Source organism: Psychrobacillus sp. 05T411 (genome assembly GCF_056396485.1).
Genome location: NZ_JBFTLO010000001.1, coordinates 197,553 through 218,410 on the forward strand (window position 1 = coordinate 197,553; position 20,858 = coordinate 218,410).

Sequence of the window (20,858 nt, forward strand, 5' to 3'; positions counted from 1 at the left end):
TTACTTGTCCAGTTCTAAAACGATCTTTTATATCACTCATTAACTTTTTCTAGATTAAGTTTTAAACTTTCTTTTAATTCTTGTAAAGAATCTTCTCTCGGAAAGAAATACCATATTTTTTTCTTTTCCAACTCACTATACATCTGCTTATCTTCCCCGTTTAACTGTAATTGTTCAATTGGTTTTGCTTTCATCTTTTGATACATTTTCATTAGCTCTAAATATTTTGATGGAGGAATATTTGTTTGAACATTCTCTCCGACATCTTTTATCATATTGTCCATTTTAGGTATATTACTCAAACTTGTGGCTTTATTTATAATATCTTGTATTACTTGTTTTTGTCGGGTATTGCGTCCCCTATCTCCCTCCGTATCTCTTTTTCGCATTCGAACATATGCAAGCGCTTCATTGCCTTGCAACAACATGGGGCCTTTTGTATACGTCTTCCATTTTAACGTATCAGCAAGTTGGATATCGACAGTGAACGGTACATCCACGTTAACACCGCCCACTGTATCCACGATATCTTCAAACCCTTGAAAGTCAGTGGAAACATAATAATCGATTGGAATTTCTAATAAATTTTCTAACGTATTAATTGTATAATTTATACCACCATGCGCATATGCATGATTTATTTTATCTTTCTTACCAATTTCCTCTATATCAACCATTGTGTCCCGAGGGATGTTGACCATCGATATTTTCTGAGTATGGGGGTTAACCGTTGCTACAAGTAGCATATCGGAACGTCCGTTTTTTTCTTCTTCTTTACGTTCAATACCTGCCAATAATATGGTGAACGCAGAATCCACATCTTTTATATTATCAATATTTGTCGAATCTGCATTATCCTCCTCCAAAGGGACATACATTTTGGAAGCAGCCTGTTTTGCTTCGAAGGTCAAGTAGGTTGCAAAAATGATAATACCTGCCAATAAAAACATAGATAGGGCAAGCACTATATACAAAAATTTTCTCTTTTTCGTTATTTTTTGCTTTGTTCGACGAGAAATAGTCATCTCTTTCCCTCTTTACTTAAAGAATATAATTTTACTAATTATACTGAAAATTAATTGGTGTGTATATGAGTGATTGTTCCCTTAAATCTTATATAAGATCAAATGCTATTTAACGAAAACAGTGTTAAAATTGTGCCCAATACAAGCAGACTATTCCAACAAATGGTTAATATCCGACTTGATTAGTGGATAAAATCAGGATTGCAGTTTAGTTTGAGTAGTTCTGGATCCAGTATTTCAATGCAATTCCGGGATGTTTTAATGATCCCCTGTTCACGTAATTTTTTAAGGGCACGTGCGACCTCCAGCCTTGACTCCCCAATAATCTCCCCGATTTCCGTCTGGGTAAGGTTAATCCCCACTTTGTTTAAGGAGTGCGTGTATATGTAAACGATGTTGCAAGTCTTTACGAAAGCAGAATCATAACTAAGGGTAACCGATTCGTGCATGAATAAATTGGAGTGCATAATGACATAATCCAACATCGTGATGCTTAAATCAGGATTCTCCATCAGAGCCTGATAGAAATCTTTCGGCCGGATGCGGATAGTCTTGATGTCGGTGATAGCGGTTATCGAAAAGAAGTCGACATCGATATGGAATTTGCCATTGATCGGTCTGCTTAAGGAGTAAGGGCAAATAGAACCACCACCATGGAAGCAAATCGTTTTACTGACCCCTTCAACGTGATCGACCGATAATCTAAAAATACCTTCCTCTACATAGTACAAGTATAAGGGCTCAATATTATTAGTAACGACGCTGCCTTTTTCCAGAAGATACCTCTCCCCAATCTCCAATAATAGAGGTTTAAAATCTATAAACTGATTTTCGAAAAATAGATTGTTTTCCCGCAAACTGCTCCTACCTCCCCTATAAAGTTTAGACAATTAAATGAAAGCAAGCACATTGGTAGGTAGATACTGTCTCATTTTATTCATTATACTATACCAATCTTTCTCTTAAATATCTCTTTCTGATTTTTAATCTTTGAAATAATAAAAATTTAATGTGTATCAAATGATACTGAAAACGCTTTCCTAACTTAGTAATATATAATTAATAAAGCTGATGGAGATAGCAAATGGAGAATGCTAGAGAACTTCATTGATATTGATAAACTGGCTAAATAAAAAGTATAGGAGGGATTGAGTGGCAGTAATTTCTTTATTATCACTAATCTTTGTAATTGCATTGGGAGTTTTCACAAAAAAGAATATAGGAATTATCTCGCTTGCAATGGCAATCGTACTGGGAATGATGAGCGGGGTATCAAGTAATGAGATTATAGCTGGTTTTCCTACGAGTCTATTTCTGAATTTATTTGGAATGTTTTTCTTCTTTGCGATTGCACAAAATAACGGATCTTTGGAACTGCTTTCCAAGAAACTGTTTGCAATATTTGGTCGTTATGCAGCTTTGTATCCTCTTATGGTCTTTCTAGTAAGCGCTCTCATAACGGTTGTCGACCCTGGGGGCTTGACCAGTTATGTGGTGTTGCCTGCGATTACCATGGGTGTTGGTTATCAGATGGGCTACAATCCTATTATGATAGGTGTTCTGACTATCTTTGGGGCAAACGCTACACTGATGACACAGGTAGGCGTTTTTGGGAATACGGCCAACTTAATTATCGCTGATGCTGGCTTTCCTAATTACGCCACCCAAATTCTGTTAAATGGTACGATCTTGTTCTCTATTGCTGGAATTTTGTCTTATATTGGTTTCCGCGGATGGAGAAGAAACCAACATATTGACGGAACATTGTCGTTGGAAAGAAATGCAGGACCAATTGACCTTCCACTTTTCAATGGAAAGCAAAAACTAACCTTGCTGATGCTGGTATTGATGATTCTTGCCATCATGTTTTTAAAAACACATGCGGGACTCACGGCGCTGGTATTCAGTATAATCCTGCTACTTGGTAAGGCTGCTGACGAAAAAGATGCCTTTCTTGGCGTTCCCTGGGAAACTATATTCCTATGTATTGGTATAGGGAACCTGCTTAGCGTTATAGATACATTGGGCGGGTTGACCCTTTTAGCTAGCTTATTATCGTCCATTTCTACGCAGTGGACGTTGGCACCTTTACTTGGTATCACTTCGTCGACTATGTCCTTCTTTTCACTAGCAATAGCGGGGCCAATTCCGACTTTGATTCCCACAGTCGAATCATTGAATGCGTTGAACGGTAATCCGTTCATGAATATAGAATTGATCAGCACCGTCATCAATGGCGGATTTACAGCTGCCATTAGTCCCTTGTCGCTTGGTGGTGCGATGGTTTTGGCTGCTTATGGAACACTATTTAAACCTAGTGCTGAGGAAAGAACAAAAGTCTTTACTAAGTTGTTCCTAGTGGCAATCGTGATTTCCGTGATCGCTGGAATCTTGGCAAATACCGGTATATATAGAATCACTGCAGGCTTATAATACTGCTTACTCTATTTCAAATAGCCAGCAAACTTAATTACCCAATAATTTTATTTACTTTATTAATAATCGGAAAAATAGAACAACAAGGAGGAATTGGAATGGATAGAAGTATATTAAAAGGTATGTATGATGTGCATGTACATTGTGGACCATCCACAGCGAATAGAGCAGTTGATGCTGCTGAGATGCTGAAGCTTGCGGAAGAAGTCGGTTATGCAGGATTCGTCGTAAAGGATCACTATATTCCAGCCCTTTTAGGAACGAAAATGGTTGAGAAGCATTTAGGAAACGGTACCTGTAGGGTTTACGGATGCCTAGTTCTTAATAATGCAGTTGGTGGCTTTAATGTCGATGCAGTGGATAAAGCCAGACAATTGGGCACGGCAATGGTTTACTTTCCAACTGTCTCCTCTAAAACGCATATCGACGGTCACAAAGGCTCGGGATTTGTTGGTGGTGCAGGCTCTTCGGACGTAGAAGAAGAACCAATTGTTATAGCCGATGAAAATGGAAATCTTAATCCTAAAGCTGTGGAAGTAATTAAGTATATGGCCAAGCATGATATGGTTTTAGCTACCGGACACGGTAATGAGATTGAAGTAGACGCTACAGTCAAGAAAGCTTTGGAACTGGGGATGAAACGTATCCTTGTAACGCACCCGCATTATCAAGTAGGAGCAACCATCAACGATATGAAGAGATGGGCAGAAATGGGTGCCTATATTGAGATTAACGCCTGTGTATTTAAAGATAGCGGTTCGAAAGTAGAAGCTGTAGTGGATTTATCCGTGGCGAAAGAGATGATAGATGCCTGCGGTGTGGATCGAATAATTATCGATACTGACTATGGCCAGGCAGTTAATGGCTCACCGATAGAAGGAATGTATAATTTCCTCCATGCACTGGAAAAACATTTTGGTATCACCGAAGAGGAGATTAATATCATGACCAAGAAGAATCCGAAAGAACTGTTCAATTTCCAATAATGACAGAAATAACTCAAAAAAACATATAAAACAGGAGGAAATAAAAATGACAAAAATTGATTACGGTAATCTGGATAACCTGCCTTGGCAATTTGTGAGAGAAGGCATCACAAGGAAAGTATTCGGTATGGGAGCAGAAAACATTAACGTCACAATCAATAGAGTGGAGAATGGCAATGAGAAGAACCCGCATTCACATGAACTAAATGAGCAGATTGCGCTTATCTTGGAAGGTGAATGTGACTACTACGTAGAGGGTGTTCCTTACCGCATGACTAAGGGTTCCTGGATTACTGTCCCAGCTGGTGTGGAGCATTATATTGATGTCTACGACAGCCCTGTACCAGTGCTTAACATGGATATCTTCTATCCTCTGCGAGAAGAGTACAACGAATCCTACGGTAAATTTATTGAGAACTACCGGAAGTAAATACGAACCACTGCTGATTAATTCAAAGTTTATAATTGTTATCAACAGTGGTCTAAAGGAGACTATGTATAATGAAGATGCGTAATTTGGTCAAAGAGAAGTTAGAAAAAAACGGCTATGTTTTAGGTGCATTCGTTGCTTCTGGATCACCGACTAATGTGGAAATATTAGGGCTTAATGAACTTGATTTTGTCCTCATTGATAAAGAGCATGCTCAAACCGATATGGAAACAATGGTGAATATGATACGGGCCGCGGAACTTTATGACATGGCTCCACTTGCCCGCGTTTATCATCCACATGACGGCCCTATGATGGCCAGAATGCTAGATGTTGGCATTCACGGTTTAATGATACCCATGGTGGAAACTAAAGAGCATGCTCAATATATTATTGAAAATTCGATGCTTGCTCCTCTGGGAAAAAGAGGAATAGGCGCTGGGCGCGGCCCCAGATGGGGATGGTATGAGAATTACAATAAAGGCGAAGTCAACGATAACATCTACGTCATCATGCAGTGTGAAACTAGGAAAGGCGTAGAAAATATTGAAGAGATTTGCCAAACGCCAGGTCTTGACTGTATCTTTATCGGAACTGCTGATTTATCACAAGATATGGGCTGTTTCGGCGACAACAACAACGAAGAGTTACAAGAAGCTATTGACAAAGTAATGGAAGCCTGTAAGAAACATAATATCGTAGCAGGCATCGTTACGGGATCTGCGGAAGAAGCGTCGAAACGAATTCAGCAAGGGTTCCAATTTGTAACCATAATGAACGACCTCGGATTCTTCAGAAGTCAAACTAAGCAACATATCGACACGGTTAGAAGCAGTCTGTCGGAATAACGATCAAGTGGTCTAACAGTTCCTATAACTGATAACTACTTCTTGAGTATACTCAAATTCATTTGCCCCCCCTTATTTCTTAGCTTTAAAATGTGTTAACAAAATAATAACTTTGAATGTTAATATAATACATAAGCGGATCAGTTTAATAGCTGATCCATTTTTTGTGTTCAGAGTCTATTCATATTATTCAAACCTTGTAATTCGGGTATTTGATATTTCCTCTACATTCTCTTCGACTGCGGCCACTTTTCCCCCTTCAAGACCCTGAAAAGTCGCTGCGGTAAGCATTGTGCCGATTAACTTTTCCTGTTTCTCCACCCATAGGTTACTAGGATTTAAATATACTTTTGGGAACAGTTCTGTTCTAATGTCACTTCTTAAGGTAAGAACTTCCCATTGGCTTTGCTCGAAGGTTATATCCTTAACCCCTGCTTTAAACAGGCCTTCCAAGTCGGCCAGCCATGTGTCCATCGCTTGCAGACCCTGTTCAATGTGATTTAGTGTGGTAGTCTGATACGCATCAAATTCGTAAAGTCCAACGACCGTGTCATCCCGTTTTTTCTTAGAATCGATGACTCCCATCTGTACCCCAATATCATCTAATTGGGGTACACCAACAATATCACTTACCTGTTCCATGATGCTGTTGGTCTCATCCGTCAAACTTTCGGTCAATTGGCCAATAAGTGTAAGACCGTCTTCCAGTTCGCCTTCTAGAAATTGTTCCAGTATGTAGCCTGCGGAATCTGACTCGAACGAGTGAAGGGCTACTTCCATCTGACTGAGGACTTGTTGAAAGTTGTCGGAAAACAGGCGGAAAAATTGGAGAAATGGCAATTAGAACTATGTATGTAAAAATGCAAATAAGCACTTGTCATTATAGTAGACAAGTGCTTTAAGTTCATTCATTTCTAATGATTACTTATCCTTTGAACTTTTTTAAAGTTTGTATTTTTATCAGTTACCACAATCTAATTTCTAAAGCTTATGTCCGTAGAAATATTTCCTTCCCTTTTCCCAGCTTTTAGTTGAAAGTCCATTTATATAATCAATAAAACTTTTATAGTTACCTTCACTGATAACAGTGTTATACTCCCCAGGTACTTTTTCACCAGTCCAAATTGATAATAAAGATGGAATTAATTCCATACTTAATGGCTCTTCATTATTTGCAGCAATCATAACTCTCTGCATTAATTTTTTGGCTAAGTCTCCAGGAAAAGCTAAATTTTGTTGATAGTAATAACTTTCCGTGTCATTATCAACACAATATTTATAATAAAAATCCCCAATTTCATCCACAGTTGCCTCTTCTCCATTTTGTTCTTCAAAATTAAGGAAGAAACTAATGGAATCTTTTATAATTAGAGCTGTATCACTAATATCTTCCCACTCTTCTAGCAACGCCAATAAGTATGGAACTATATGAAGAGAGAGTGATGTAATGGCTGCTGAAGCAAAAGTGTTTATCGTTTCTTCTGTGCCCTCACTAAGAAATCGAAGATTATTTGAATCCCTTAAGTCATCATGTGTTGCGACATCTAAAAATACTCTAATACATAAATTCAAGACAGCTATATCTTTGGTCTGATTCATTAATTGAATCATTAATGGTTTTTGAGAAAAATCCCCCATTTTATATAATTCTATCAAGTTAAATAAAACTTCTGATTCTGTAACAGCTTTTAAAATGTTTTCTTTGATTTCAGATTGGGAAAGAGTTGATTTTTCTCCAAACCATATACTATTCATAAGATTTACTGTTCCACTCATAAATACACCCACTTTCATTCATTTAATTATCTTTTTCCATTTTCTCGTTGCCATTTCAAAACTTTATTTTGGAAAGTAGTAACCTCGGTATGTTGTGGATTATTACCAAATATAAAAACGCCATCTTCATTCTCATGTATTTTTAATATCTTAGCGTCCTTTTTACCAAAACCCATCTCATGATAAAAATCCAAGTTCAAATCATCAATTTGCTCACGGCGAATAGTTGATTCTCCTGTTTTCTTTATATTATAATTTACATTTTCTCCTCCAAAAGCTAAACCTTGTTTATGATGACCTTTTTCAAGCTCTCCTCTTCTAACCAATGCTTGATAGTCCGCTCTTGCTTCCTTTAATTCCATTCCCTTTACTATAGTAGATTCATCAGGGTTAGGATACCAATCAGGATTATTTTCATATAATTTTTTGGCTTCATCATAATATGGACCATAAACATCTCCATTTTTAAACGTCGAAGGAATCTCCGTTTTTACTGATGACGTATTGAATGTAAAGGCATTTGGTGTACCTAATTGATAACGGGTGTTAGACAATATATCCAGCTGATTTTGTGTTTTACCTAGTGGGCTGTTCACAACGTCTTGGTAAATGGGTGTATAGACGGATGCCATTTTCTCCGCATTCACGACATTTCTTGCTTGATATAAGTCGCTGCCTTTTTTGGCGAATTTACCACCAGTACTCGCCCAGCCTGCAAAGGGAATCATCGCACCAAAAGATAGTGCGGCATTCGTTGTATCTCCTCTAACCGAATAAATAACTCCGTTTACACCATCTGCAATTTCTCCGACTCCTGGTATCAGTCCGGCTACATCTAATACAGTCTGGAAAATATCTAATCCTTTATTTTCCTTTGGTATGTCTGCTTGAACAATCTCTTGCTTATATTCTACTTTAGAAACAACTTCATAGAAAACTGTTTCGCCTACCAAATACTCTTTAATAAGCAATCCATTTTCATACTGATGGTATTTGACATTTTCCTCTACATTCTCTTCGACAGTGCTCACTTTTTTCCCTTCAAGACCTTGGAAAGTTGCTGCGGTAAGTATTGTGCCGATTAACTTTTCCTGTTTCTCCACCCATAGGTTACTAGGATTTAAATATACTTTTGGGAACAGTTCTGTTCTAATGTCACTTCTTAAGGTAAGAGCTTCCCATTGGCTTTGCTCGAAGGTTATATCTTTTACCCCTGCTTTAAACAGTGCTTCCAAATCCGCCAGCCATGTGTCCATCGCCTGCAAACTCTGTTCGATGGGATTTAATGCGGTCGTCTGGGTGCCATCGAATTCGTGAAGCCCATTGACCGTGTCAGTGCGTTTTCTTTTAGAATCAATGACTCCCATTTGTACCCCACTATCATCCAAATGTGGTAGACCAACAATATCACTGACCTGATCCAAGATACTATTCGTTTGATCCGTTAAACTTTCGGTCAGCTGGCCAATTAGCGTAAGTCCTTCTTCCAGTTCCACTTCTAGAAATTGTTCCAGTATGTAGCCTGCGGAATCTGGCTCGAACGAGTGAAGGGCTGCTTCCATCTGCACGAGGACTTGTTGAAAGTTATCGGAAAACATGCGGAAAAATTGAAGAAATGGCAGATGACATTCTCGATAAAAGGAGCGAATGGCATTTCCGCCTGCTCCTTTCAATTGTTCTTCCATATCAACTAGCCCTAATACTGACTGATAGATGGAATCTACTTCGCTTCTTAACCTGTCAAGCATCGCTATGTTGTGTTGTAACCCATCTTCAAATAGATCTACATCTAACACTTTCATAAGCGATGCCTCACCAAACTTTTAGAAACAATCACTTTTGAACGATACTCATTTTCTTCATTATACAATAATCCCCCGTACGTGAACATGCTTCTCCTCCTCTAGTAACCTATCAATAGTTATAATATTCCACTTTTACAATGGAAGGTAAAGAGAGAAGTTGCAATTTTCATAAAAACAATGCAAAGGAATTAAATAGAAGAATTTGGTTTGTAACTCTTCTACCACCGCTCCAGGAAAATAGTGGTTATTTAGATATCACTGAATATAGGTCTTAGTCACCAGAACTAATCGTGAGAATTCGACCTTTCCCGATTGTTTTAATCTATAAGAAACAGGAATATCCACTCAAGAAAATGTAAGTAGTTTAATCATTTTATCGCGACCAACCGCACTTATGAGTAAAGGTAATCTAGGTCCACTACTTTGACCTATAACTAATTGATAGACATTTTTAAATAAGTCTTTCTGTCTTTCACGCATTCTTTTTTTATCGTCTTCTTCACAAATGGCATATATTTGGTTCATAAAAGAATCTCCTGATAAGGAAGTTTCATTGTTTAATAACTCTGTTAGTTCGTTTACTTTTCTTCGTTGCTCGGTCGTCAAACTATTGTAATACACGATATTATTTTCCTGGTTTATACTTACCGATCGATGCGGATTCCAATATTTTATCCAATGAGCCACTCTGTCGCTAATCGGATTGATCTCTTCCATTGTATATTCTACTCCCGTTCGACTTAATGAAGTTTGTAATAATTCATAGTTAAAACCTATAAGCGAGAAAATACTTGCAACTTGGCTAAAACTTGGGTGCCTATCTATTCTACCGCCACAAGCCAACTCCAATGTAAGTCGAATATCTTCTTCTTTTATCAATCCCTTTGCAAATGCGGATTGATATCGTTCATATTCGGTGTAATTGCGCAATACATCTTCATCAAGTCCAATATGAAAGGAAGCATTTGGTTTGTATTTTGCAAACATAAAAAGAATAATTTCCGGTGTGTAGACTAATAGAAGATCATTTGGTGTAAGTACGTTACCAGATGAGCTAGACATTTTTTCATATGTCCCTTTTAGCCCGATAAATTCATACGCAATATAGTCAGGCGCCTCATAATCAAATATTTCTTTCGCAATGGCTTTAGAGACATTATAACTACCAGTTGCAGATGAATGATCTCGTCCCCCTGGTTCAAATATTACATCCTCCATCATCCAGCGCATTGYCCAATCGACTTTCCAATTTAGTTTTATCCTGTTTTTCTCCCCTAGTGTCTGTACTCCTTCATTACCACAAGCACACTCGTACTCAATTTGTCCGAGCTCTTCGTTAAATGCACTTATAGAGGTCGTATCTTTGTTACAGCTATCACAATATAAGGTAATCGGGAAAAATGCCTCACATTGTTCGGAAGAAAAAGGGTTGGACTTAAAACGCATGAGTATTTCGTATATTTCTTTCCTTTTTTCTAATGCAATCCTAATATATTCCGAATATCGACCAGATTGATACTCCACATTTTGATATATAAATTCGGGTTGGATGCCAAAAGCTTGTAAGGATTGTTCAAACTCCTTTTCAAAATAATGAGCGTAACTTCCTTCTCCAAAAGGGGTTGGGACATCCGAATAAGGCATACCAACAAATTTAGCATGGAATGATGGAACATTTTGGGGGACCTTTCTTAATCGATCAAAGTCATCCCAAGAAAAAATAAACCTCGTTTTTTTACCTAAGTTCTCTAATGCTTTCACTACAAAAAAAGTTGTTACGACCTCTCGAAAATTTCCAATATGGACAGAGCCAGAAGGGCTAATCCCAGAAGCACAAGTAAAAACCTCTTTCGTTGGATGTTTTTCTATTAATCTTTCCGCTATTTCATATGCCCAGTGCATATACTCCACCTCTTTTTTCTTTTTTTCATTCCACTCATTTTAAATAAAATAAAAAAACTCCCACCTCCCAAGATTTTCATCTTGAGGGCGAGAGTTTGAATTCGCGGTACCACCTCAGTTTGCTTATTGATCACTCAATAAGCCTTATCAGGTACGGCCATTATGCGATACCTTATCCCTTTAACGGAGGAAACCGTCGTAGCATCCCTAAGACTAGCTTAGTTCCATACGAAGCTCGGAGTTTTTTTTCAATAAGAATTCCCATCCCTCTTTTCACCAACCAAGGGTCTCTGTAATGCTGTATCTTATCTAATCGTCTCGTCATCGCTAATAAGTTATTGTTACTGATAATAGCAAATTCCATTTAACCAATCAACTGTTTTTTTCAAAAAGTCAAATTATTTATTTTGGACACTGGTTAAATGAGGGGTATGCTACTTTTCGCAACAACATATCACCTACTATATAGTCCATATTTTTTTATATAGTCATAGCATGAAGTTGGCAATAAATATTTCGGTTCTCCTCCCATAGCAAATTCTTCACGAATATACGTCGAGCTAATCTCCATAGCCAACCCCTTATCAACTAAATGGAAGGTTGAGCCATCGTCATTGTTCCTCAATATAGCAGAGCGACTAATAGTTGATAGCATATCTACTCCCTCTCTTGCCATGACAATGAATTTGTTTTCAGAAACTAACTCTCGCCCTTTAACCCATTCACCTTTTGCTATATCCACTAACAAATCTGCTCCCATAATGAAGTACACTTCATCATTTGGATATTTCTTTTTAAAATGTACCATTGTGTCATAGGTATATATATTCCATGCATCTTGCTTCATTTCATGATCATCTGCAACAAAACGACTGTCATCTTCTATCGCCATTTGAAGCATATTCCAACGATGTTCGTCTTCCGTTTTCATCCGTTTATCTTTTCGTTTACTTGAGCAAGGTAGGAAGATCACCTTATCTAATTTACATCGATGTGCAACTGTGCTTGCTGTCCATAAATGTACATTTGTAATAGGATCAAATGAAGATCCATAAATACCGATTTTAGCCATTGTCTTTTTCCTCCAAATCCATTGTTCGACTTTTACAAGATAATCCCAACTTTATCTTCGTACTTTTTCTTGAATTTCATGGATTCGTGCCATCTTGTTATCCCAACAAGCTTGACTCAAATCGACTGGGTACTCTTCTGGATTCATGGTACGCTTATATTCATTCCATAATAAATTTAGGTTCTCGTTTGCATAGCATTGTATTTCTTGAATTGTTGGAATTTCATAAACAACAGAACCGCTAACTATTACATCTACATGCAATTCCTTTGCTGTAAAATCAGTTACGAATTTACTAATATAGGTGTGTACCGGATGAAACATTTTCAAACGTTCTTCCTCTTGTGGATTTTCATGAGCTAAAGTTATATAATCTCCTTCTGCATGACCGTTGACGTTATTAATAATACGATATACTCGTTTACGTCCTGGTGTTGTTACTTTCTCTGGATTAGCAGAAATTTTAATGGTATCAACCATTTCTCCAGTTTTATCCTCGATTGCAACTAATTTATATACAGCACCAAGAGCGGGTTGATCATAAGCAGTAATCAATTTTGTCCCAACACCCCAAGTATCAATTCGAGCCCCTTGCGCTTTTAAGTTCATAATCGTGTATTCATCTAAATCATTAGAAGCGGAAATTTTCGCTTCTGTAAAACCAGCTTCATCTAACATTTTTCTTGCTTCTTTTGAAAGGTAGGCCATATCTCCGCTATCTAATCGAATACCTATAAAATTAATCTTGTCTCCGAATTCCTTCGCTACCCGAATTGCATTAGGCACACCAGAACGTAATGTATCGTATGTGTCTACTAAGAAAACACAATCCTTATGTGCATCTGCATATTTTGTGAAAGCTACATATTCGTCCTGATAAGCTTGCACCATTGCATGGGCATGTGTTCCAGCCACAGGGATACCAAATAATTTTCCTGCTCGCACATTACTTGTAGCAGAAAACCCTCCGATATAAGCAGCCCGAGTACCCCAAATTGCCGCATCTAATTCTTGAGCGCGTCTAGTACCGAACTCCATTGCTATCTCGTTACCAATCACTTGTTTGATCCGGGAAGCTTTAGTTGCGATCAATGTTTGGAAGTTCACTATATTTAATAAAGCTGTTTCAATCAATTGAGCTTCAGCTAATGGTGCTTCTATTTGCAAGATAGGTTCATTGGCAAATACCAATTCTCCTTCTTTCATGGAACGAATCGTTCCTGTAAATTGAAGATTAGTCAGATATTCAAGATACAACTCGGAATATTGCCCTTGCTCCCGAAGATAAGCGATATCACTCTTAGAAAATCCGAAGTTTTCGATGAATTCAATTACACGCTGTAAACCTGCGAACAGTGAATAGCCATTTCCAAATGGCAGCTTACGGAAATACATTTCAAAAACAGCTTTTTTATTGTGTATGCCATCCTTCCAATAAGTCTCCACCATATTAATTTGGTATAGGTCTGTGTGTAACATGAAACTATCATCTGCATATTTCATTTTGTTTTCCTCCTTTAATTTCTTTGATTTTTAAAGAACTTTTGCTCCGAGTGAATTTTCAAAATGCCCCAATGCCCATTCATGTCCCGCTTGATTAAAGGAAGCTACTGCATCTTCATGGATGATAATATGAAATCCTTTATTATAAGCGTCCACTGCTGTATGGAGCACACAAATATCTGTACAAACGCCAACTAAGTGAATCTCTGAAATTCCTCGTTCGCGCAATCTAATTTCTAAGTCAGTTCCTGCAAATGCTGAATATCTTTTTTTATCCATGAAGTAAACGTTATCTCTTCCTTCGTTTGCCTCGTATACATTTTTTAAAGAACCAAATAAATCCCTACCTGCTGTGTTTCTAATATTATGAGGGGGAAATAATTTCGTTTCTGGATGATATTTGTCCCCTACTTCATGTACATCCACAGCAAATACAGTAAAATCTCCATTTGCAATAAATTCCTCCGTCAACTTGGTAATTTTTGATTCCAATCTTTGACCCGGTTCTCCACAAGTTAAAGAACCGTTTGTAGCTACAAAGTCTTCCGTATAATCAATGTTAATCAGTGCACGTTTTTGCATAATTTCTTCACCTCATGTTTAATTTTGAATTAGTAATTAAAGAATTACAAATTACCGTTTTTAAAAATAATTAGGAAAGAAAGTAACTTTCCTAATGATAAATGGATTCAATAATTTCAAAGTCATTAAATGTATATAACTGGGATGGTCTGAACGAATTTCTATTCGTTTTTTTCGGCTTACCTTCCACATCTATTACTTTTTCGATAAAAGGAAGTTTTGGTGCTTTCGTAAAAAATACAGAATCATTGGAGATACGTGGATCCTCTCCCACCGTTAGGAGCACCCTTTGTAATTCAGATAATGTGAATTCTTTCGGCAGAAAATTTTTAGCTACCGTTGATTGAATCATCTCTTTTTTTATGGACTTCAACGCATCTGTAATTATTATGCGATGGTCAAAAGCTAAATCCAACTTGAATACTTCTTCGATATCGAATAATTCCACATCTGCTGCATCATCATTCGCTTGTCGCTGTCCTATATTTTGGTCAGGAACAATCGCGTAAAAGGCATTTGAAATCATCCATCCACGAGGATCGCGACCAAATTCGTCATAAACACCAAAATGCTTAATGTGCAAGCCATCTACATTTGTTTCTTCTTTCAATTCTCTCTTTGCCGCCATGTAAGCCGTTTCTTTTTTCGGGGCATCTACGAAACCACCAGGAAGCGCCCATTTTCCTCCTTCAATATTAGGATTGTTTTCACTATCTTTTTCAGCTCGTTTGATCAACATAATTTTCAGCGTCATCTCCGGAGGGGCTTTCTCAAATACTTTTTCAGATACAATCGTAAAAATAGCAATATCCGCTGTATATCCATCTGGTGTGCGATATTTAGAAGCATCATAGTTCTTCAGAAATTCCTCTTCTGTCTTATACTTTGTCATAAGTATACCTCATTCTTTTAAGTAATTTGTAATTATTGAATTACTATTTGTTTGTATAATATTCCTTCTTCGTTTATTTTGCAACCCTTTTGTTAAAAATATTTCTAAAAATTCTACTTATAAGAGGAATCTGGATACTTTCTACAATATGGTTGATCCTTGCATATGGAAGAAAATCTGTATACCATTTAAATTTATGATTATTATGCTTGGTTATTATATTTCCCACCGGAAAAATATTCCATAGATTTAAAGTAAGGAAGAAATATACCAATTAAGGATACGGTGCAAATAATAGATGCAATCAATTGATTATCCCCCTAAAAATAACAATTTTACTGTCCAAAGTATGGGATCGATACTTTTCAAAAAAACCTTGGACGACTTAGGCACTTCCTTTGACATAATCATATTTCTACTCGTGTTTCCTTTAACAATAAAAGTTTCCCTCAAACAAAAAATGTTTACGAAGACAAGATACCGTGTTAAAATATTTACATATTATAAGAATGTAATTTTTTTACTTTTAAAGTTGGTCAAGGGAAACATTTTAAACTTAGGAGGGATGAATGATGAGTTCTGACCCAAAACATAAAACAGAAGAGCAAGGTTGGTTAAAATCAAGTGATAATGTGAGTTTAGAAGAGGTTAATAGTTCGGTTAATGTTCCAGCAAAAGGTAGCTTTTGGCGCAAACTATTTGCGTTTTTAGGTCCCGGTTCCTTAGTGGCGGTTGGATATGTAGATCCAGGAAACTGGGCGACTTCTATTGCAGGTGGTGCGCGCTTTGGCTATACGCTGTTGATTGTTATTTTATTATCTAATTTAATTGCTATGCTCCTACAAGCTTTATCAGCAAAACTTGGGATCGTTACAGGGAGGGATCTTGCGCAAGCAACAAGAGATGCGACTGGCAAAAAAATGGCTTTCTTCCTTTGGATTTTAACGGAGCTTGCAATTATTGCAACAGATTTAGCAGAAGTAATCGGTTCGGCGATTGCATTAAATTTATTGTTTGGAATCCCTTTACTATTAGGGATCACTATCACTACATTCGATGTTTTGCTTTTGCTCTATTTACAAAAGAAAAGCTTTCGAATTATCGAATCTATTGTCATTGTTCTAATGGTTACTATTTTTATCGTCTTTGCATTCGAAGTGATAATATCCAAACCAGAAGTTTCCTCTTTATTTGGCGGATATGTACCTAAAATGGAGATTATAACAAATCCATCCATGCTTTTTATTTCTTTGGGTATTTTAGGAGCGACGGTAATGCCACATAATTTGTATTTACATTCTTCTATCGTCCAAACAAGAAATTATAAAAGAACAATGGCCGGAAAAAAAGAAGCATTAAAGTTTTCACTTATTGATTCCACTTTTTCTTTAACTGCCGCTTTTCTTATCAATTCTGCGATTTTAATTCTTGGAGCGGCTGCCTTTTACGGAACAAATTTAGATGTATCCGAAATCGAAGCAGCTTATGAATTATTAAGCCCTACTTTAGGTGTAGGTATTGCAAGTACATTATTTGCGGTTGCTTTACTTGCTTCCGGGCAAAATTCGACCATTACCGGAACTATGAGTGGGCAAATTGTGATGGAAGGATTTATACGATTAAAAATTTCTCCATGGCTCCGCCGTTTGATCACACGTTTATTAGCAGTCATTCCTGCCTTTATAGTCACTTGGATAGCAGGTTCTAAAGGAACAGGTGAATTATTGCTATGGAGTCAAGTTGTATTAAGCCTTGCTCTCCCATTTGCCGTTATACCTTTAGTATTATTTACAAGCGATAAAAGAAAAATGGGGGAATTCGCCAATACACTACCCGTGAAAATATTAGCATGGGCATGTACTGTTATAATTGTAATTTTGAATGTATTCTTAATCTGTTACATTATAATAACAGGGCAAGATTTAGGGTAAAAAAGTGGCATGATTTGATAATAAATCATGCCGCTTTTTTCATCGCTTGGGAATAATATATTTTTGTCGTGTAGGTACCTTTCTATAGAAACTTCTCCGTGTAGAGCCGGGCGCTTGCGCTTCTGTTCTTGTCTACTTTTCAAATGAATTCCTAACTTCGATATTTATTCTTTCGCCTTGAACTTTACTACCCCATCCAGTTCCTGACGTGCCACTTTTCCGTTTGATTCTAAATACAATAATCGAGTAAGTGTTGCCATAAAAGAACTTAAATTGAGGATGATATTTACGGTTCCGTATACCTCAAGACAGATTTGATGTGCCGTTTTACTTTCACGTGTCACGGATTGTATAACTTGTTGCAGTCGTTTTTCATGTTTTCCACCCAGTTCTTTTATTCTCGCTTGAAGATTATAAATAAGATCACCATGGCCTGGTAAGGTAATGTCTGTCTGATACTTTTCCAATTCCATCAATGATATAAAGTAATCTTTCAATGGATTTGCTTCTTCTCCTGACCATAGACCGATTACTGGACTAATCCTGTTTAACACATGATCACCAACAATCATCAGCTTCTTAGTTTTATTATAAAAGCAAAAATGATCAGGTGCGTGACCTGGCGTCCATATGGCTTCATACAATTCTTCACCTAATTTTATATGCTGATGGTTTTCAAAAAAACCATCAGGCTCAAAATCGTAAATGGGGGGATCTTCATTCATTTTATTAGGAAGTGAAACTCCCCCATGTCTAATGATTAATCTGCTTAACCGTTCCCTGCTAGGCAAATCTCGATTTTTTCTCATTTCTTCATACCCCAAATTTGAGACGATAACAGGTACCCCAACCTCCTGTTGAAACCATTTCGCAAGACCGATATGATCTTGATGAGTATGTGTCAGGACCACTTTCTCTATCACGATTCCGGAGGACAATGCTTTTTTCCATCCTTCTTTTGCTTCTATGGAATCAGTCCCCGTATCAATTACCGTATAGCCCTTTTTCCCTTCTATTAAATAGCAGTTAACCTCTTTCATTCCAGTAGGAAATTTGATCACTAGTTTATGTATACCATCTGCTACTTCTGTTAACATATCACTTCCCCCTTTGTCGTACTAAATTCAAAAGCAATCTCTGGGCAACCAGCCAACCTCCCCATTTTCTTTTTTTACAAGGATATAGCCGTCGCATTCAATATCAACGATCCATACTCTTTCTCTTTGTTTAACTGACAGAAAAGTTGTACTCAGGTCCGTCTTGGCTTGAGCTGATTCATGATCAATTAGTAGATATTCATTTTTAATCCATTGTTCTATGCCGAGATTCGTATTTTCACACAGAGTAAAGTATTTTTCTTTCCGAATTATTTTCATGTCGTAATTTGGATATGTCACAGTTCCTACTCTTTTCGTCGAATCGGTATATTCTTTTTCTACAATCATTTCATTTATTAACTCATCGGCATATGTATATGTATACGTTCCATTTTGGATAATTAGCGCATTTAATTGACCATCTTTCTTAATCTGGTTTCCACCGTCTAGTGAAATAATTTTTCTTTCAAGGTCAATGACCGGATTATGGGAACTAACTTGATTTGCTCGGTAATTAACAACTGGCCAATGACCTACAATGGCTATTTTATCAGTTTGATGCTCTTGTTTATAAAATTCTTGCGTGCTTAAAGCGAACTCTTCTGCTGTTTCCTTCCAATTTACCCTGTTTTCAATACCCGCATGAATGATAATAAAATCGTCCGTTTCATAAGCAATTGGTAATGATTCTATCCAGTCAATTTCTTCATGATAAAAATGATGATAAAAATGGGCAAGTTCTTCTAAACTTGCGAAATCGTCTAATGTTTTACGATAATTCGTTAGCATCTCATTTAAAATGGAATGCTGTTGTCTATTCATGTACGAAAGGATTCCTTTACTGCCATGAAAAACGGAACGATGGACTACATCACAGTTTCCTTTTGTTACATAGACATTAGTAGATTGTTCAGATAAGGCTCTTACAAATTGCACTACTTCTAAACTATTTGGCCCTTTTTCACATAAGTCACCGTTTATGAATAAATAATCTTCCTCTGAATAATCTACTTTTTGTAATAGATTTTTGAATAGCTTTAAATTTGCGTGTATATCTGAAATAACTATCACACGTTTTGTTTTGTCTAATTGCATTCTTCTTACTTCAATCATTAACTCCACCTCTAAATATTTTAATATTAAGACTATTATATCAAAAAAACTAGTTAAAAAAATATATTATGAAACCTGTAGAAAGAAAGTTGTTTCCTCCTAAAAATACAAAAAGTAACCAGCCAGTTCATATTTGGCCGATTACTTTTTAACTGCACGTATTGCTAAATCATTTCTGGAAGTTCCCCCAACTGCTAGATTGCTTTTGCCGTTACATAGGTTGACCTTATCAGGTATTCTCTTGATATAGTTATGATCTAATCAGTTCTTGCTCCCATGCAGGTAACATTTTGTTTAATTGTTTGTCTTCACGGTATCCTAATACGTATTCAGCTTGCATCACTGTATGGATTTCACGTGTACCTTCATAAATTACTGGTGCTTTCGAATTACGTAAATAGCGCTCAACCGGATATTCATCCGAATAGCCATTTGCGCCGTGAATTTGAACTGCATCATCTGCTGCTTGGTTGGCAAAATCACATGCTTGCCATTTTGCAAGTGATGTTTCTCGGGTATTTCGTTTTCCGGCGTTTTTCAGTTCACCAGCTCGATACACTAGCAAACTGCTCATTTGATATCCAGCTTCCATTTTAGCGATCATTTGTTGAACTAATTGATGTCTACCAATTTCTTTTCCAAATGTTTCGCGTGTATGGCAGTAACTCACGCTAGCTTCCATACATGCCATAATTTGGCCTACTGCACCCGCTGCCACAGTGAAGCGCCCATTATCAAGCGCCGCCATCGCAATTTTGAACCCTTCTCCTTCTTTGCCGAGTAGGTTCTCTTTTGGCACTTTCACATTTTCGAAAAATAGCTCGCCTGTATTGCCGGCACGAATTCCAAGTTTTCCTTTTGTTGCAATAGATGAAAACCCTTCCCATGTACGTTCTACGATAAAAGCAGAAATCCCTTTATGCTTTTCCGATTTATCCCCTGTATAGGCAAAAACTAAAAAGTGGTCTGCAACATCACATAGAGAAATCCACGCTTTTTGTCCGTTTAAAATGTAATGATCCCCATCTTTGACTGCGGTTGTTTCAAGTGCTGCCACATCAGACCCAGCTGCAGGTTCAGTTAAACCAAACGCACCAATTTTCTCCCCTTTTGCTTGAGGCACTAAGTACTTCTGTTTTTGTTCTTCTGTTCCCCATTGCAAAAGTGTCAAACTATTCAACCCGATGTGTACAGAAACCGCTGTACGGAAAGCAGTATCTCCGCGTTCTAGCTCTTCACATACAATAGCGAGCGAATTGTAGTCCATTCCGCTTCCGCCATATTGTTCTGGAATACAAACACCCATGAATCCAAGTTCTGCAAGTTTCCTATAAATAGCAGGGTCTGATTTTCCTGCACGATCCCATTGGCCAATATTAGGCATAATTTCTTTGTCGACAAATCCTCTTACCGTTTTACGTAACATATTTTGTTCTTCCGTAAATAAAAAGTTCATCCTA

The 20,858-nt window shown here is 37.2% G+C and carries 18 protein-coding genes and 1 other annotated feature; of the genes, 5 read left to right on the top strand and 13 right to left on the bottom strand.

Going from position 1 to position 20,858, the window contains the following annotated elements; genetic code table 11:
- Window positions 1–32 precede the first annotated feature (32 nt).
- Complete coding sequence (locus AC1DFT_RS00990; protein WP_477916775.1) at window positions 33–1,025, bottom strand: LCP family protein; 993 nt, start codon at window positions 1,023–1,025, stop codon at window positions 33–35.
- 182 nt (window positions 1,026–1,207) lie between these two features.
- On the bottom strand, window positions 1,208–1,882 hold the full coding sequence (locus AC1DFT_RS00995; RefSeq protein WP_477916776.1) for a Crp/Fnr family transcriptional regulator: 675 nt from the start codon (window positions 1,880–1,882) through the stop codon (window positions 1,208–1,210).
- A gap of 295 nt (window positions 1,883–2,177) precedes the next feature.
- Between AC1DFT_RS00995 and AC1DFT_RS01000 the strand changes: the two genes are divergently transcribed.
- The 4 genes from AC1DFT_RS01000 to AC1DFT_RS01015 all read left to right on the top strand — a co-directional run bounded on the left by AC1DFT_RS01000 (window position 2,178) and on the right by AC1DFT_RS01015 (window position 5,725).
- Window positions 2,178–3,458: an SLC13 family permease gene (locus tag AC1DFT_RS01000; protein ID WP_477916778.1), complete on the top strand. Its 1,281-nt coding sequence runs from the start codon at window positions 2,178–2,180 to the stop codon at window positions 3,456–3,458.
- Between the two features lie 101 nt (window positions 3,459–3,559).
- Entirely contained in the window at window positions 3,560–4,447 is an 888-nt protein-coding gene (locus tag AC1DFT_RS01005; protein ID WP_477916780.1) for a DUF6282 family protein, read from the top strand.
- A 46-nt stretch (window positions 4,448–4,493) separates the two neighbouring features.
- A complete protein-coding gene (locus tag AC1DFT_RS01010) occupies window positions 4,494–4,877 on the top strand; it encodes a cupin domain-containing protein (RefSeq protein ID WP_477916782.1) in 384 nt (127 codons plus the stop codon).
- A 71-nt stretch (window positions 4,878–4,948) separates the two neighbouring features.
- Complete coding sequence (locus tag AC1DFT_RS01015; RefSeq protein ID WP_477916784.1) at window positions 4,949–5,725, top strand: HpcH/HpaI aldolase family protein; 777 nt, start codon at window positions 4,949–4,951, stop codon at window positions 5,723–5,725.
- A 186-nt stretch (window positions 5,726–5,911) separates the two neighbouring features.
- Here AC1DFT_RS01015 and AC1DFT_RS01020 read toward each other — a convergent pair whose 3' ends face one another.
- The 8 genes from AC1DFT_RS01020 to AC1DFT_RS01055 all read right to left on the bottom strand — a co-directional run bounded on the left by AC1DFT_RS01020 (window position 5,912) and on the right by AC1DFT_RS01055 (window position 15,257).
- Entirely contained in the window at window positions 5,912–6,565 is a 654-nt protein-coding gene (locus tag AC1DFT_RS01020) for a T7SS effector LXG polymorphic toxin (RefSeq protein WP_477916786.1), read from the bottom strand.
- A 141-nt stretch (window positions 6,566–6,706) separates the two neighbouring features.
- Window positions 6,707–7,501: an Imm47 family immunity protein gene (imm47, locus tag AC1DFT_RS01025; protein WP_477916788.1), complete on the bottom strand. Its 795-nt coding sequence runs from the start codon at window positions 7,499–7,501 to the stop codon at window positions 6,707–6,709.
- Between the two features lie 26 nt (window positions 7,502–7,527).
- Window positions 7,528–9,303, bottom strand: a complete 1,776-nt coding sequence (locus AC1DFT_RS01030) for a ribonuclease YeeF family protein (RefSeq protein WP_477916789.1) — start codon at window positions 9,301–9,303, stop codon at window positions 7,528–7,530.
- Window positions 9,304–9,651: 348 nt separating this feature from the next.
- Window positions 9,652–11,208, bottom strand: coding sequence for a lysine--tRNA ligase (gene lysS, locus AC1DFT_RS01035; protein WP_477916791.1), 1,557 nt, complete (start codon window positions 11,206–11,208; stop codon window positions 9,652–9,654).
- Window positions 11,209–11,288: 80 nt separating this feature from the next.
- Window positions 11,289–11,542: a binding site (T-box leader), on the bottom strand.
- 120 nt (window positions 11,543–11,662) lie between these two features.
- Window positions 11,663–12,280: a nicotinate-nucleotide adenylyltransferase gene (gene nadD, locus AC1DFT_RS01040; protein ID WP_477916793.1), complete on the bottom strand. Its 618-nt coding sequence runs from the start codon at window positions 12,278–12,280 to the stop codon at window positions 11,663–11,665.
- A 51-nt stretch (window positions 12,281–12,331) separates the two neighbouring features.
- The gene (locus AC1DFT_RS01045; protein WP_477916795.1) at window positions 12,332–13,783 is read right to left on the bottom strand and encodes a nicotinate phosphoribosyltransferase; all 1,452 of its coding nucleotides are present in this window, start codon (window positions 13,781–13,783) and stop codon (window positions 12,332–12,334) included.
- Between the two features lie 30 nt (window positions 13,784–13,813).
- Complete coding sequence (locus tag AC1DFT_RS01050) at window positions 13,814–14,365, bottom strand: cysteine hydrolase family protein (RefSeq protein WP_477916797.1); 552 nt, start codon at window positions 14,363–14,365, stop codon at window positions 13,814–13,816.
- 91 nt (window positions 14,366–14,456) lie between these two features.
- Window positions 14,457–15,257 carry an NUDIX domain-containing protein gene (locus tag AC1DFT_RS01055; RefSeq protein ID WP_477916798.1) on the bottom strand — a complete coding sequence of 267 codons (801 nt, stop codon included), beginning with the start codon at window positions 15,255–15,257 and terminating at the stop codon, window positions 14,457–14,459.
- A gap of 572 nt (window positions 15,258–15,829) precedes the next feature.
- On the opposite strand from AC1DFT_RS01055, the gene AC1DFT_RS01060 reads away from it, so the two are divergent.
- On the top strand, window positions 15,830–17,188 hold the full coding sequence (locus tag AC1DFT_RS01060) for an Nramp family divalent metal transporter (protein WP_477916968.1): 1,359 nt from the start codon (window positions 15,830–15,832) through the stop codon (window positions 17,186–17,188).
- Window positions 17,189–17,352: 164 nt separating this feature from the next.
- Here AC1DFT_RS01060 and AC1DFT_RS01065 read toward each other — a convergent pair whose 3' ends face one another.
- The 3 genes from AC1DFT_RS01065 to AC1DFT_RS01075 all read right to left on the bottom strand — a co-directional run bounded on the left by AC1DFT_RS01065 (window position 17,353) and on the right by AC1DFT_RS01075 (window position 20,854).
- Window positions 17,353–18,285 carry an MBL fold metallo-hydrolase gene (locus AC1DFT_RS01065; protein ID WP_477916800.1) on the bottom strand — a complete coding sequence of 311 codons (933 nt, stop codon included), beginning with the start codon at window positions 18,283–18,285 and terminating at the stop codon, window positions 17,353–17,355.
- Window positions 18,286–18,312: 27 nt separating this feature from the next.
- Window positions 18,313–19,398: a metallophosphoesterase gene (locus tag AC1DFT_RS01070; RefSeq protein ID WP_477916802.1), complete on the bottom strand. Its 1,086-nt coding sequence runs from the start codon at window positions 19,396–19,398 to the stop codon at window positions 18,313–18,315.
- Between the two features lie 250 nt (window positions 19,399–19,648).
- On the bottom strand, window positions 19,649–20,854 hold the full coding sequence (locus AC1DFT_RS01075) for an acyl-CoA dehydrogenase family protein (RefSeq protein WP_477916804.1): 1,206 nt from the start codon (window positions 20,852–20,854) through the stop codon (window positions 19,649–19,651).
- Window positions 20,855–20,858 lie beyond the last annotated feature (4 nt).

Bases quoted from the DNA above. Each gene is read 5' to 3' on its own strand.
- AC1DFT_RS01075 (WP_477916804.1), bottom strand. From the start codon at position 20,854: ATGAACTTTTTATTTACGGAAGAACAAAATATGTTACGTAAAACGGTA.
- AC1DFT_RS01015 (WP_477916784.1), top strand. From the start codon at position 4,949: ATGAAGATGCGTAATTTGGTCAAAGAGAAGTTAGAAAAAAACGGCTAT.
- AC1DFT_RS00990 (WP_477916775.1), bottom strand. From the start codon at position 1,025: ATGACTATTTCTCGTCGAACAAAGCAAAAAATAACGAAAAAGAGAAAA.
- nadD (WP_477916793.1), bottom strand. From the start codon at position 12,280: ATGGCTAAAATCGGTATTTATGGATCTTCATTTGATCCTATTACAAAT.
- AC1DFT_RS01010 (WP_477916782.1), top strand. From the start codon at position 4,494: ATGACAAAAATTGATTACGGTAATCTGGATAACCTGCCTTGGCAATTT.
- AC1DFT_RS01005 (WP_477916780.1), top strand. From the start codon at position 3,560: ATGGATAGAAGTATATTAAAAGGTATGTATGATGTGCATGTACATTGT.
- AC1DFT_RS01070 (WP_477916802.1), bottom strand. From the start codon at position 19,398: ATGATTGAAGTAAGAAGAATGCAATTAGACAAAACAAAACGTGTGATA.
- AC1DFT_RS01065 (WP_477916800.1), bottom strand. From the start codon at position 18,285: ATGTTAACAGAAGTAGCAGATGGTATACATAAACTAGTGATCAAATTT.
- AC1DFT_RS01030 (WP_477916789.1), bottom strand. From the start codon at position 9,303: ATGAAAGTGTTAGATGTAGATCTATTTGAAGATGGGTTACAACACAAC.
- AC1DFT_RS01045 (WP_477916795.1), bottom strand. From the start codon at position 13,783: ATGAAATATGCAGATGATAGTTTCATGTTACACACAGACCTATACCAA.
- AC1DFT_RS01055 (WP_477916798.1), bottom strand. From the start codon at position 15,257: ATGACAAAGTATAAGACAGAAGAGGAATTTCTGAAGAACTATGATGCT.
- AC1DFT_RS01060 (WP_477916968.1), top strand. From the start codon at position 15,830: ATGAGTTCTGACCCAAAACATAAAACAGAAGAGCAAGGTTGGTTAAAA.
- AC1DFT_RS01050 (WP_477916797.1), bottom strand. From the start codon at position 14,365: ATGCAAAAACGTGCACTGATTAACATTGATTATACGGAAGACTTTGTA.
- imm47 (WP_477916788.1), bottom strand. From the start codon at position 7,501: ATGAGTGGAACAGTAAATCTTATGAATAGTATATGGTTTGGAGAAAAA.